We start from the raw sequence: 12737 nt of genomic DNA, 5'->3' as shown, positions 1-12737 counted from the left end.
GCGCGGCCGGACCGTGGCAGAGGTGCTCGCGACTGTCGGGTCGTGATGACGCTGCACAAGCTCACCGCGGGGGACGGATACACGTATCTGACCCGTCAGGTGGCGGCGCACGACGCGACCACCCGCGGGTTCGACAACCTGGGTGACTACTACACCGAGAAGGGTGAGGCTCCGGGCGTCTGGATGGGACGCGGGCTTGCCGCCGTGCCCGATTTTCCGGTTGGTGACCGGGTCACCGGGGCGCAGATGGTCGCGCTGTTCGGGGAGGGGCGGCACCCGAACGCCGATCAGATCGAGCGCGCCGCGCAGCTCGCGGGCAAGGACCCGCAGCAGGTCGATCAGGCCAGCCGCCTGGGCGCGCCCTACCGCATTCACGAGCAGGCCAACATGTTCCACCGCCGCTCGGCCGGGGCGTTCCGCGACCGCAACACCGCGCTCGGCCTGCCCGCCGACACCCCCGTGCCGGCCGACGAACGAGCCCGCATCCGCACCGAGCTGGCGACGACGATGTTCGTCGAGACCTACGGCCGTCCGCCCGCCGACGCCCGCGAGCTGTCCGGCCATCTGGCGCGCATGTCCCGGCAGGCGACCACCGCGGTCGCCGGGTACGACCTGACGTTCAGCCCGGTCAAGAGCGTCTCCACGCTGTGGGCGATCGCTCCGCCAGAGGTCGCAGCCGTCATCGAGCAGGCGCACGCCGACGCGGTGGCAGACACCCTGACCTGGTTGGAGGACCACGCCGCCTACACCCGCACGGGCCGCAACGGAGTGGCGCAGGCGGAGGTGCGCGGACTGATCGCGGCGGCGTTCACCCATCGCGACTCGCGCGCCGGCGACCCGGATCTGCACACCCACGTGGCCGTCAGCAACAAGGTGCAGACGCGTGACGGGCGGTGGCTGGCGCTGGACGGTCGCCTGCTCTACAAGAACAACGTCACCGCCTCCGAGCGGTACAACACCCGCTTGCAGGCCCTGCTCACCGAGCGGCTCGGCGTCCGCTTCGCCGACCGCCCCGGCGCGGATCCGAACAAGCGCCCGGTGCGGGAGATCGTCGGCGTTGATGGCGAGCTGCCCAGCCTCTGGTCGTCGCGGCGGGCGTCGATCGACACCCGCCGCGCGGAGCTGTCGGCGCAGTTCCAGGCCGATCACGGGCGGCCGCCGACGCCCAAAGAGGCTGTGTCCCTGGCGCAGCGGGCCAACCTGGAGACCCGACAGCGCAAGCACCAGCCCCGCTCCTACGCCGAGCAGCGCGCCGCCTGGCGCACCGAGGCGCTGGCGGTGCTGGGCGGGGAGAGCGGCCTGCGCGACTACCTCCGCGGTGCACTCGCCCCTCGCCGCAGACCTGAGGGGAAGCGCCCGACGCGGGGATGGGTCGACCAGACCGCCAAGCACGTGCTGTCGACGGTGCAGAGCTCGCGCGCGACCTGGCAGGTGAACCACGTCCGCGCCGAGGCCGAGCGGCAGGCCCGCGCCGCTGCGATCCGGCTGACCGACCTCGACCGAGCCATCGACGCCGTCGTGGACAGAGCGCTGTCCCTGTCGACGCCGTTGGGCAGCCGCGAGCCGGTGGCCGAGCCCGCGGCGCTGCGCCGCTCGGACGGCAGCTCGGTCTACACCGTGGCCGGCTCGACGCTGTACACCTCGACCGAGATCCTCGCCGCCGAGCGGGCCATCCTCGCCGCGGCCGGACGCCGCGACGGACGCGTGGTGCCGGCTGCGGCCGTCGACGTCGCGCTGCTGGAGTCCACCGCCAATAGGGTCGAACTCAATCCCGGCCAGGTGCAGCTCGTCCGCGAGCTGGCCACCTCCGGCGCCCGAGTACAACTGGCACTGGCCCCGGCAGGCACCGGCAAGACCACCGCCCTTCGCGCGCTCACTGCAGCCTGGCGGGCCGACGGCGGGAACGTGGTCGGCCTTGCTCCCTCGGCAGCTGCGGCGGCGGTGCTGGGTGAGCAGGTCGGCGGCGACACCGACACCCTCGCCAAGCTGATTCACGCACTGGCTACCGGCAACGCCGTCCCGCCCTGGTTCGAGCGCATCGGCCCGGACAGCCTCGTGGTCATCGACGAAGCCGGCATGGCCAGCACTCCCGACCTGGCCCGGGCGCTCGCGTTCGTCACCGAGGCCGGCGGGTCGGTCCGGCTGATCGGCGACGACCAGCAGCTGGCCGCGATTGGCGCCGGCGGAGTGCTGCGCGACATCGCTGCCACCCACGGTGCCGTCACCCTCTCGCAGGTCCTGCGGTTCACAGACCCTGACACCGGCGCCCCCGACCACGCCGAAGGCGCCGCGTCCCTGGCGCTGCGCGACGGTGACCCGGCCGCCCTCGCCTACTACATCGACCATGGACGGGTACACGTCGGCGACCTGGCCGCGGTCACCGACGACGCCTACACCGCCTGGTCGACCGACCGGGCCGCCGGCCGCGACGCCATCATGCTGGCGCCCACCCGCGAGCTGGTCGTCGAACTGAACACCCGAGCGCGCCGCGACCGCCTCGCCCAGCAGAACGGGCCGGTCGGACCCCAGGTCACCCTCGCCGACGCCTCGCAAGCATCCGCGGGAGATCCGGTCATCACCCGCCGCAACGAGCGCACCCTTCCGATCAGCGCGACCGGTTGGGTCAAGAACGGCGACCGGTTCACGATCGCCGCCGTCCGCGACACCGGCGCCCTCGACGTCGTCCACCAGCGCACCGGACGGGGACTCACCCTGCCGGCCGACTACGTCACCGACCACGTGAGCCTCGGCTACGCCGCCACCGTGCACGGCGCGCAAGGCCTCACCGCCGACACCTGCTACACCGTCGCCACCGGCGAGGAGTCCCGCCAGCTGCTCTACGTCGCCCTGACCCGCGGCAGACACGCCAACCACCTCTTCCTCACCACCGCCGGGGACGGCGACCCGCACAGCGTGATCACCCGCGACGCGCTACTGCCGCCCACCGCCGTCGACGTCTTGACTCGTGTGCTCGCTCGCGACGGCGCGCCGGCCTCGGCCACCAGCCAGGCCCGCGCGCTGGCCGATCCCGGCGCTCTGCTCTCTCACGCCGCAGATCGGTACTACGACGCGCTCAACACCGCCGCGGAGGACCGCCTCGGCCAAGACGCCCTTGAGGCCATCGACGCCGCCGCCGACGCGGCGATGCCGGGCCTGACCAGGCAGGCGGCTTACCCCGTCCTGCGCGCGCACCTGGCGCTGTGCGCCGTCTCCGGTCGTGATCCCTCCGATGTCCTCCGGCAGACCCTGGCTTCGGATCGAGGTCTGCACGACGCACGCGATGTGGCCGCGGTCCTGGATTGGCGTGTCGACCCCACCGGGCGCCACTCGGCCGGGCCTGGCCCCCTGCCGTGGCTGCCCGGGCTTCCGAAGGCGCTGGGCGACGACCTCGAGTGGGGCGCCTACCTCGCCAACTCCGCCGACCAGGTCAGCTCACCGGCCGTCGACGTCGCCGCCCGTTCACGCGCCTGGACCCCCACCAGCGCTCCCGCGTGGGCGCGTCCGCTCATCGACCGCGATCCCGAGCTGGTCGCCGACCTCGCCGTCTGGCGCACCACCCACGGCGTGGACGACGCCGACCGCCGTCCCACCGGCCCGTCGTTGCCGCGCGTCGCGGACGCTCGGGCCCAGCGGGTGCTCGACGACCGCGTCACGCGGCTGCTCGGCGATGGGCGGGCGCTCACCGCGCGTTGGGCGCCGCTCGTCGAGAGCATCGACCCACGCATCGCCGGCGACCCCTACTGGCCGGTCCTGGCCGAGCGGCTCGCCGCCGCCGACCGCGCCGGCATCGACATCACCGCGCTCACCCGGGCCGTCGCCGCCGAACGTCCTCTGCCGGACGAGCAGCCCGCCGCCGCGCTGTGGTGGCGACTGTGCGGGCACCTCTCCCCCGCCGCGATGACCGCCACCGGCGCCTCCATCTCCGAGAAGCTGCGCCCGGACTGGACTCCGGTTCTGGCCGACGTCGTCGGCCCCGCAGCCGCCGAGCGGGTGGTCGCCGACCCAGCCTGGCCCGCGCTGGTCGCCGCCGTCACCTCTGCCGGCGACACCGGCTGGCAGCCCGACCAGGTGCTGTCCACCGCCCATGACCTGCTGCGCGCCGGTCACCCCGACGACGACCCACTGCGCCCGGACGAGCTGGCCACCGCCCTGGTGTGGCGCGTCCGCGTGCTCATCGACCCGGCGTCCGTCGCACGCGCCCACGCATCGACGTCGTCGTCCGACCTCGAACACCTGCCCACAGCCGACGGAGTTGCCGACGACGAATGGCTGGCCAGTCTTGTCGAACCCGACGACACCGAACCTCTCCACGAGGAGCTGGACGGCGACGACCCAGCCACTGCCGAGGACCCCGTCTCGACAGGACTCAACAATCGAACTGCCGACGCCAGTCGCCCACCCGAAGCCGAGAGGGCTGACGAAGAAGGCACCGAAGTTGAACGAGAGCGCCTCCTAGAGCTCAACCAGCAGGCAGCCGACTTCTTCACCGCCCGCTACCGCGGCTCCTGGGCACCGGCCTACCTCACCGACCGGCTCGGCACCGATCTGTCGGGAGACGACCGGTTCACCGTCGGCTACGCACCCGATAGCTGGACCTCGCTGACCAGTCACCTGCGCCGCCTCGGCGCCACCGACGCCGAGATCGTCGCCGCCGGCCTCGGCGGCTACGCCTCCACCGGCCGCGTCATCGACCGCTTCCGCGACCGGCTCGTCTTCGCCATCCGCGACGACGAAGAGATCCACGGCTGGATCGGCCGCCGCAACCCCGACCAGGACGAGGATCACGCCGTCCCCAAGTACCTGAACACTGCCGAGACCGACCTGTTCACCAAGGGCCGCGAGCTCTACGGCTTGACCGAAGGAGCTGCTGAACTGGCCGCCGGCGCCATTCCTGTCCTAGTCGAGGGCCCCCTCGATGCGTTGGCAGTCACCTTCGCCGGCGAGGGTGACTACGTCGGCATCGCCCCACTGGGCACGGCCTTCACCGACGCGCAGGCCGAGGCGCTACGCCCATTCCTCGGCGACGGGAAGCCCGGCATCATCGTCGCCACGGACTCCGACCAGGCCGGACAGCAGGCCGCCCACCGCATCTTCTGGCAGCTCACCGCCCGCGGCGACGACCCCCGCCATCTCGTCATCCCGGCCGGCAAGGACCCCGCCGAGCTGCTGCAGACGGCCGGCGCCACCGCTCTGCGTCAGGCACTCGCGGCCTCCCCCAGCCTGGCCAGCGGGCTCATCGACGCCCGCGTCGCCGTCTACGCCGACAGCCTGGACACCGTCGAAGGCCAGGTGCACGCCGCCCGTCGCGCCGTCGAGGTCATCGCCGCCGTCCCGTCAACGAGTTGGCCAGCGCACCTCACACGAGTGGTGGCCAGCACCGGCATCGCGCCCGACATCGCACTGTCTGAGGTCTTCGACGCAGCTCGGGCTCGGACAGACAATGCTCACGTGCCGGCACGGACAGTGTCGCCCGGCCGGCTGCCCGATCCGGCCACCGGCGCGGGGGTGAGGCCTTCCGTTGCCGTGATGTCTGCAGTGGAGACAGCATCGGAGAAGCTGACCCATGGCGCGCAGGCAGCCGAGCGGGCCTCGTTCGGAGGCCGACCCCCTCGCGTCCGGGCTCGGCCGCAGCCACGCCAACGGCGGTGATACCTACCCGCGAGCAGCTGTCCTCTGATGGCGGCCCTGACGACACCATGAAGAGCCCGAACTACCGCCTGCGACGTGAGCTCCTCGTCTACCCCCCGTCCGACCAACCAGGCCACTCGACATCCACGGCGCCTGGAGAAGACCGCCCGACCACCGGGGGTAGCGGGGACGGGCCCACCGAGAACCACCAAAATGCAGCGTGGGCCGAGGGTGAGCGGTGCGGGCCCAAGTCCGCAAGGCCCGTCGTCCCTGAAGGCGAATCGTCGTATCGCGCTGCGACGATCTCCGCATGACAGACGGAGACAGCCTGCTTAGGCAGGTGCAGCGCGACCTTCTAGCAGGCCAGCCGCTCCCCGACCTCTTGAGAAAGTGCCTGCTGCTTGGCAGCGAGTCCGGCTCGTCGGAGCTCCGCGCGTGGGCAACGCTCGAACTCCGTGGCTACGAGGACTTGGAGCAACTCCCGCCGTACCGCAAGGTGCCAGCACAGATCCGGGCCGATGCAACCGCTGGCAACACGTGGATAACCGGACAGACCATCGGCTGGTCGATGTTGCCCGACTTCGCCCGTGAAAACCTCAGTGAGCGGGTGCCCCTGTTCCATGGTGTGGGGCACCTGCAATCCTTATACGAGTCGGCCGCCAGCTCCGACTCGAACCCTCAGCTAACGCTGCCGGGCTGGGAGTACATCGCGCGAGCGATGGACAGGGCTAGTGGCAACCCGTTTCAGCACACCCACGCGCTGTACTGGGTCATCAGCCCGTCAGTGATCGCCGGCGTCCTGGACGACGTACGTACTGCGATGACGGAACTGCTCGCCGAATTGGGAGCCGTCATGCCAGCAACACAAGAGACACCGACCGCCGACCAGGCGACGCAGGCATTGCACATCGCCGTGAGTGGCGGGCAGCCGCACTTCCATGTCGCGACCTCGATCACAGCCCCCCGAGCGTCCGGGGGCTCCACCATCGACGGCACCTCCGGCGGCCAGTCGGGCGCTGCCGCAGGTGACGTCGTGCAACGGCTCGGAGTCACCGCGTCGGCCGATGGCGGCCTTCGCGCTTGGCTTGACGAATACCGGGCCGCTCTACCGGAACTCGACGACGCTGTGCGCCAAGTCGCCGAACAACAACTTGATCAAGTTGCCGCTGAGATCGACAAGCCGGAACCCCACCCGGTGGTTGTCAACAGCCTGCTCGGCTCGCTTAAGACCTTCGCGACGAACGCCACGGCCGCTGCCGGTGCGGGTGCGGGGACGATGGGACTGGCCCAAGTCGTGGCAAACTGGCCGTTCTAGTGCACGGATGGCAGTCACCAGAGACACGGTCGCAGGCGACGCATCGCCCAGCCGAGGCCACGTTCCCGCGGAGGCCTGCCCTGGGACAGCCGCGCGCTGGTGCGCCGCTCAGGCAGCTCGTTCCGGTCGCTGCCCGAGCCGGCTGAGCTGACCGGTCCAGCCGTTTGCTCGGGTGGTAACCGTGATTGAGGGATCGGACTCCGTGTGGCGACGCCATCTCCCAGGCTTGAACGTCGACGGGGTCGCTCGCCAACCGCCCGCTATCGGTTTCAACCGACTCAACCCGGCGCTGCGTACCGTCGAGCGCAAGGCGACGTCGCAGAGGCGTCGTTCGTCAGTACAGTGTGGTAGGAGAGCGCTACCCGCTCAACAGGCTGTCCGTCCGAAGCGTGTCAGGAGTACCACCATGACCCATCAGGGCACTAGGTGAGGACTCGCCTGCGCGACGCAGCGAAGGACGCCCAGGACGTACTGCTGAATTACTGGGCGGACGAGACCGGACGACTAGCAATCCCGATCGACCCCATTTGGATCGCTCGAGAGCTGGGTATCCAAGTCTTTGTTAGCGACATGGATCTTGACGTGTCCGGAACCTTAAGGCGTTCGCATGGGGAAACGGTTATTGACCTCAACCGTAGTGACGCGCCCGTCCGTCAGCGGTTCACTTGCGCGCATGAGCTTGGCCACTTCGTCTACAACACCTCAGGCGTAGAGCCTGCCTCAGCATTCGAGTTCGTCGACTTCCGTAGCACGCTTGCAGCAGCGGGAGTCGATCCCGCTGAGATTTACGCGAACCGCTTCGCCGCCGCACTTCTAATGCCAGAAGACGAGGTACGCAAGCGTCAACACCTTGGCGTCCCGCTCTCAGCGCTCAGCTTCAACGTCTCCGAGCAGGCGATGTCACTGCGCTGGAGGAGTCTTGGCATAGCCTGACGTGGTGAGCGAGGGCGACACCCCTGATCAGGACGCAGCGTCTGGGGCAGCAGGACTCCCAGAGCCGGGCGATCCGGCGCCAAGGGCAGGCGACGCCCAGCCACGCCCGGTCAAAGCGAAAGACGTCATCCGGGGGGCCCGTTCACCCGTCCAGGGCAGCGAGGACCTCGAGAACGCAGACAAACTTCTACGGCTTGAGCTCAAAGAGAAGTACGCGAACTGGGCCGGGGTGGCGGTTCTTATTCAGGTATTGCTGGCCAACGCCCTCTTTATTATCTATGCACTCGTGCAAGGCTTCGAGATTGAGCCACCGATCATGATTGCTTGGCTGAGTGCCACCGTCATCCAGACAATCGGTGTAGTTCATGTGATCACGAGGAATCTGTTCCCGCCCGACCGCAGGGGCTGAGACGCGGGTCCGTCAGAGTGACTAGGTGCTCAGACGCCCCGCCGTCCGCGGTAGCCGTCTCCTGCCGTCGATGTCGCGCTTACCGACAGATCTGGCCCGGGTGGCGTTCAGTTGATCCAGGGATTCGTACGCTCCCGGCTGCCGCTTAGACCGTCCTCAGCTGATGACAGTCCGTCTGGCGCCTGAGCTCTCACCGAGCGGAGGCGTCGAGGAAGGCGGTGTAGCGGCTTTCGGCGGGCCAATCCTGGTGCCGGCCGACGCGGCAGGTGCTCTCCCCGAGCCGTTGAGCCATGCGTTCGCAGAACATCGGGAAGGCGTAGCGGTTCCACTCCTCCATCAGCTGAGGACCTGCGGCGCTCTCGGCCTCCCACCGCAGCACCACCAGCACAGGTAGCTCCCGGGCGATGTGGGCGTGGTGGGACCAGCAGGCCGGGACCATCTGCGCGGGCCGCCACGCGTACTCGTGGTTGATCCATGCGACGACGTCGCGACACCAGCTCCAGACCGCCGTGCTGAGCTCGCCACTGCAGGCGGCCGGCTCCCAGGGACGCTCCAGGTCCGCCACGGCGCCAGCTTCGGTCACTCCCCCGCGGTCACCTCGACGGACTTTCTCCAAGAGTTCGAGCGCACGCATCACCGCGGGGGGTGGCGGCGGAAATGGCAGAACGATCATCAGGACCACGACTCGGACTGCGGTGCGGTCGGCGGGTCGACGTGTCGGCTCGGGTCGAGCCGGTGATCACGGGCGTAGGCCAGCGCGGCAGCCGTGCTCTGCTCGACGTCGACAGTGTCGACACGGGCGCGGGTGACACGCGCGCGGGCGGCGTCGAGCTCGGTCGTGAGCTGCTGCCCGTCCTTGCCATCGATGCAGCGCCGCAACCGGGCGATGATCGGCGGCGCGGTGCCTGCGACCACGAGAGCGTGCCGCTCAGAGATGCGACGGATGTCGCCGGGGCGCAACACGCGCACGTCCTCGCCCGACTGGGACGTACCCATGCCGCCGGGCCCGTCGGTGAAGGTCCGCCGGCTGATCCGCACGTCGTCGAGCAGGTCGGACACTTCCCGGTAGAAGTGGACGTCCTTGCCGCCGCCGAAGATGACGAGGTTGTTGGTGAGCCCGAACAGCGAGCGGGCCTCGTCCTCGCCGTAGGAGACGACCATCTGTTTCCAGGTCTGAGCGGCGTAGATGAACGACAGACCGAGCGCTCGTTCGTTGGCCATCCGCACCCGCAGGGTCGGCAGCGGCGTGGTGGACGGCAGTTCGTCGAGACAGGCCAGGAAGGACGGGGTCAGCCGCCCGTGCGGCGAGGTGGTGGCGACGTGCAGGGCGGTGTCGAGGACGTGTTCGGCGACCGCGGTCATCAGCGGTGCCGCCGAGGCGTAGGGGTCCTCCCGGCCGAGTAGGTACACCGTTCCCTGCCGGACGATCAGGTCTGCCAGATCGGTCGCCGGCCGCCCGCGCGAAGGCACGCAGCGAGCCCTGATGTCCGGCTGGAAGAACAACGCCATCGCTTGCTGGACCGTGGTCACCGTGTTGCCGACGGTGTCCGGGCTGCCGTGTAGGGCACCGATCAGCAGCCCGTCCCAAAACCGGGCTGCGTGCGGATGCTGCTGCAGGATCTCGGCGGGCTGCTCGGCGGCGACCGGGTTGGCGACCCACTCCAGGACGTGCTCCAGGGTGCGGCCGGTGAGTGCCGCGGCGTGCAGGAACCCCTGCAGCACCTTGGCTGTCTCCGCGGCGTAGAACCGGGCGGCGTTGTCCTGCCGGCCTCCGGTGACCGCGCCGGCGACGGTGCCAGCGGCGAACGCCTTGGCTCGTCGCTCGGCGATCCGAGGATCGACGCAGCCGGCGACCGGATCCCACACCAGCTCCGGCAGTCCCGGTGCGGCACCGAAAGGATCGAGCACCGCGACCGGGCGCGGCGGCTCGCCGAGGCCAGAAGGCCGCTGCCGCCGCCCGGCGGTCAGCAGCAGGTCGTCGACCTTGGTCAACGTCGCCAGCGCGGCGCCGCGGTGGGCCAGCAGGGCGGGAGCGAGCAGGTCGAGGGTCTTGCCGGAACCCTGCTCGCCGTAGACGCCGGTGGTGCGGTCGAAGCGGCACCACAGTTCCACCCCGTGCGGCTGGACGGAGCGGCCCAGCCGCCAGCCGACGTCGTTCGGGTCGAACCCTGATCTGAGCATCCGACTCCCCTTTCAGCGTCCCCGGCTGGGCCCGGGCCGCTGGGCTCGCGCCGCCTGCAGTTGCTGGTGGGCCTGCTGAATGGCCACGCCGAGCGCGACCGGCGTCTGCGGGTCGTCCAGCAGCGCCCGGTTCGCTGCCCAGGCCCGGCGCGGGAAGCCAGCCGTCGTGCGGGCGTCCGGACCGGCTGCCCGGTCGGCGACGGCGAGAGAGAGCAGTCGGGCGTTGTGCAGGGCGCCGGCAACCGGTTGCAGGTCGGTGGCGTTGACGCGGACCAGTCCGCCGGGCTGATAGCCGCGCAGGTAGGCGGCCACCCGCTCGTCGCGCGGCGGTACGTCGCGGGCGTAGGCGATCAGAGATCCGGTGTCGGCCCAGGATCGGACGGTGCGGTACAGCAGCTGCGTGGCGAGAGCGGGCAGGTGCTGAGCCGCGGACGTGACGGAAGCACGCAGGGACGCCGTCCAGGTGGCCGGGTCAGGTTCGGCAGAGCGGAGGGCGGCATGCAGTCGACCGGCTGCGGTGACGCCGGGTGGTGCGTGCTGGTGGAAGTGACGGCTGCCGTCGTCGTACGGACGCAGGGATGCTCGGACGGCGCGCCAGGCGTCGGCCGCCGTCGTCTGACCTGCGGGTGGTGTTGCGTCGGTGGAGCCGAGGCGCTCCGCGGCTGAGCTGAGTGTCTGGGCGGCGATCGTGTAGGCCAGGACCTCGGTGACCGACGGCGGATCATTGGCTCGGGCCGTGGCCTGGAGTAGGACGCCGATGGCGTCGGAGACCACGCGTGCCGGGTCGGCGGACGCAGTGACGGCGGGTCCTGAAACGGGACGGTCGAGGACGGCGACGTCGGCACGGGTCGGCGGTTGCAGCGCGGCTGTCTGCTGGACCAGGGCCGCCTGACGCTCGACCTCGGCGTGCCACTGCGTCGCCGGACCGGCAGGCAGGCGGTGGGCGACCACCTCGGCCAGGGGCGTCACCGTCTCGGCTACGGCGGTGGCGACGGCCCACCGGCTGGTCACGCTGGTGTGGTCGTACAGGACGCCGACGGTGTCGGCCGCGGCAGCCGCCAACCGAGCCAACGCCGACTCTGTTGCTGGAGCACGGACGCCGAGCTCGGTGCAGGCGACAGCCAGGGCGGCGACCTGCTGTTCCCGGCGGTCGCCGGCGAACGGGGATACGCCGTCGCGGCGCAGGTGAGCCAATGCCCGACCCAAGTGGCCCAACGCGGTGCCTGCATCGGCGCGCGCCGCTGCGCTGTCGTCCGTGGTCCGCGCTGTGTCGGCGAGGGCGTCGAGCAGCTGCCCGAGCGAGGTAGCCATCAGCGTGGCGCACGCAGCGCTCGGTGCCCGTGCTGAGCGGCCGCGAGGACGTCGGGGTGTGCGAAATCAGCGGCAGGCAGATTGCCGAGGATGCGCAGCGCCTGCTCGACGAGCCGGTCGGGGTCGGTGGCGTCGGCCGTCGCGGGCACGGGGGCGCTGGGCGCGCGCAGGGCGGTGGCGGCAGCAAGGCAGTGCAGCTGCGCCGTCGGCCCCGCCTGGTCGTTGCGGGAAGCGGCGGCGAACAGTGCCGCAGCCTCGGCGCGGGCGGCCAGCAGGTCGGAGTTCTGACTGTCGTCGGTCGAGCTCATCGCGGGTTCTCCTTCACGGTGCGGATGGGTGATGCCTGGGTCGACGGTGCTGGGGAGGTCGGTCGGGAATTGGGGCTCTGAGCGGATCTGTGGGTACGACCGCGGATCGCGCCGCCGCCTGTGGACAGGAATCGATGAAGGCGTCCCTGTCCGCCTCTCGACGGGTAGCGGTCCGGGCGGATGACCGCTCGCCCGGCGCGAAGCTGGCCCAACCCCAGGGCTTGCTCGGCCTCCCTGCGGGTGGCCATGCCGCCGCGGGCGTCGCCCGGGCGTCGGTAGCGGGTGACCAGGACAGCGGTGATGACCGCGGCCGTCAGCAGGACGAGCTCGGCGGCGGCAACACACGCGTACACCGGGATGGGCCCGGCGACCTGACGCAGTTGATCGGGCGGCAGGCCACGGCCGGGGTTCCCGTCCAGCAGCCCGCCGAGGACGTGGGTGATCGTCTCGGTGCCCCGCGGCCACACCCAGCCATCTCCCCACAACGCCGAGGCGAGCCCGAGGCCGACCAGGGCCGTCAGCGCGACAGCGATCAGGGCGCCGCCGGCCGCGGCGACGGCCAGTTCCCATCCCCGGGCGATCGGCTGCGGATCGCGACGCCGGAAGGGCGTGGTCACGCGGCGACCCTGGGTCGGTGATGGATGTCCACGTC

At 70.8% G+C, this 12737-nt stretch carries 9 protein-coding genes; 4 read left to right on the top strand and 5 right to left on the bottom strand.

Annotated features, from left to right (window positions below; translation table 11 throughout):
* The first annotated feature begins 45 nt into the window (after positions 1 to 45).
* The 4 genes from mobF (at position 46) to DQ241_RS06325 (ending at position 8285) form a co-directional block, all read left to right on the top strand.
* Positions 46 to 5649 (top strand): MobF family relaxase, encoded by a 5604-nt coding sequence (gene mobF / locus DQ241_RS06340; RefSeq protein ID WP_233492280.1) that lies wholly within the window; start codon positions 46 to 48, stop codon positions 5647 to 5649.
* A 289-nt stretch (positions 5650 to 5938) separates the two neighbouring features.
* Positions 5939 to 6943, top strand: a complete 1005-nt coding sequence (locus DQ241_RS06335; protein ID WP_113829300.1) for a hypothetical protein — start codon at positions 5939 to 5941, stop codon at positions 6941 to 6943.
* A 426-nt stretch (positions 6944 to 7369) separates the two neighbouring features.
* Complete coding sequence (locus DQ241_RS06330) at positions 7370 to 7876, top strand: ImmA/IrrE family metallo-endopeptidase (RefSeq protein ID WP_199584128.1); 507 nt, start codon at positions 7370 to 7372, stop codon at positions 7874 to 7876.
* A gap of 4 nt (positions 7877 to 7880) precedes the next feature.
* Positions 7881 to 8285 carry a hypothetical protein gene (locus DQ241_RS06325; RefSeq protein ID WP_147252340.1) on the top strand — a complete coding sequence of 135 codons (405 nt, stop codon included), beginning with the start codon at positions 7881 to 7883 and terminating at the stop codon, positions 8283 to 8285.
* Between the two features lie 190 nt (positions 8286 to 8475).
* Here the strand turns inward: DQ241_RS06325 and DQ241_RS06320 are convergent, their stop codons facing one another.
* The 5 genes from DQ241_RS06320 to DQ241_RS06300 are packed head-to-tail and all read right to left on the bottom strand — an operon-like array spanning position 8476 to position 12702.
* Positions 8476 to 8958: a hypothetical protein gene (locus DQ241_RS06320; protein WP_113829466.1), complete on the bottom strand. Its 483-nt coding sequence runs from the start codon at positions 8956 to 8958 to the stop codon at positions 8476 to 8478.
* Positions 8958 to 10466, bottom strand: a complete 1509-nt coding sequence (locus tag DQ241_RS06315; protein WP_113829298.1) for a type IV secretory system conjugative DNA transfer family protein — start codon at positions 10464 to 10466, stop codon at positions 8958 to 8960. The genes DQ241_RS06320 and DQ241_RS06315 overlap by 1 nt, the downstream gene beginning before the upstream one ends.
* 12 nt (positions 10467 to 10478) lie before the next feature.
* Positions 10479 to 11777 carry a hypothetical protein gene (locus DQ241_RS06310; RefSeq protein ID WP_113829297.1) on the bottom strand — a complete coding sequence of 433 codons (1299 nt, stop codon included), beginning with the start codon at positions 11775 to 11777 and terminating at the stop codon, positions 10479 to 10481.
* Positions 11777 to 12085 (bottom strand): hypothetical protein, encoded by a 309-nt coding sequence (locus tag DQ241_RS06305; protein WP_113829296.1) that lies wholly within the window; start codon positions 12083 to 12085, stop codon positions 11777 to 11779. The genes DQ241_RS06310 and DQ241_RS06305 overlap by 1 nt, the downstream gene beginning before the upstream one ends.
* Positions 12082 to 12702 carry a conjugal transfer protein gene (locus tag DQ241_RS06300; protein ID WP_233492255.1) on the bottom strand — a complete coding sequence of 207 codons (621 nt, stop codon included), beginning with the start codon at positions 12700 to 12702 and terminating at the stop codon, positions 12082 to 12084. The genes DQ241_RS06305 and DQ241_RS06300 overlap by 4 nt, the downstream gene beginning before the upstream one ends.
* Positions 12703 to 12737: the final 35 nt, after the last annotated feature.

Origin of the sequence: Blastococcus sp. TF02A-30 (genome assembly GCF_003319185.1) — a bacterium.
Lineage (GTDB): Bacteria > Actinomycetota > Actinomycetes > Mycobacteriales > Geodermatophilaceae > Blastococcus.
The sequence above is the reverse complement of the archived record's forward strand: the minus strand, read 5'-3'. Positions and strand labels throughout refer to the sequence as shown.

Bases quoted from the DNA above. Each gene is read 5' to 3' on its own strand.
- mobF (WP_233492280.1), top strand. From the start codon at position 46: ATGACGCTGCACAAGCTCACCGCGGGGGACGGATACACGTATCTGACC.
- DQ241_RS06335 (WP_113829300.1), top strand. From the start codon at position 5,939: ATGACAGACGGAGACAGCCTGCTTAGGCAGGTGCAGCGCGACCTTCTA.
- DQ241_RS06320 (WP_113829466.1), bottom strand. From the start codon at position 8,958: ATGATCGTTCTGCCATTTCCGCCGCCACCCCCCGCGGTGATGCGTGCG.
- DQ241_RS06315 (WP_113829298.1), bottom strand. From the start codon at position 10,466: ATGCTCAGATCAGGGTTCGACCCGAACGACGTCGGCTGGCGGCTGGGC.
- DQ241_RS06310 (WP_113829297.1), bottom strand. From the start codon at position 11,777: ATGGCTACCTCGCTCGGGCAGCTGCTCGACGCCCTCGCCGACACAGCG.
- DQ241_RS06305 (WP_113829296.1), bottom strand. From the start codon at position 12,085: ATGAGCTCGACCGACGACAGTCAGAACTCCGACCTGCTGGCCGCCCGC.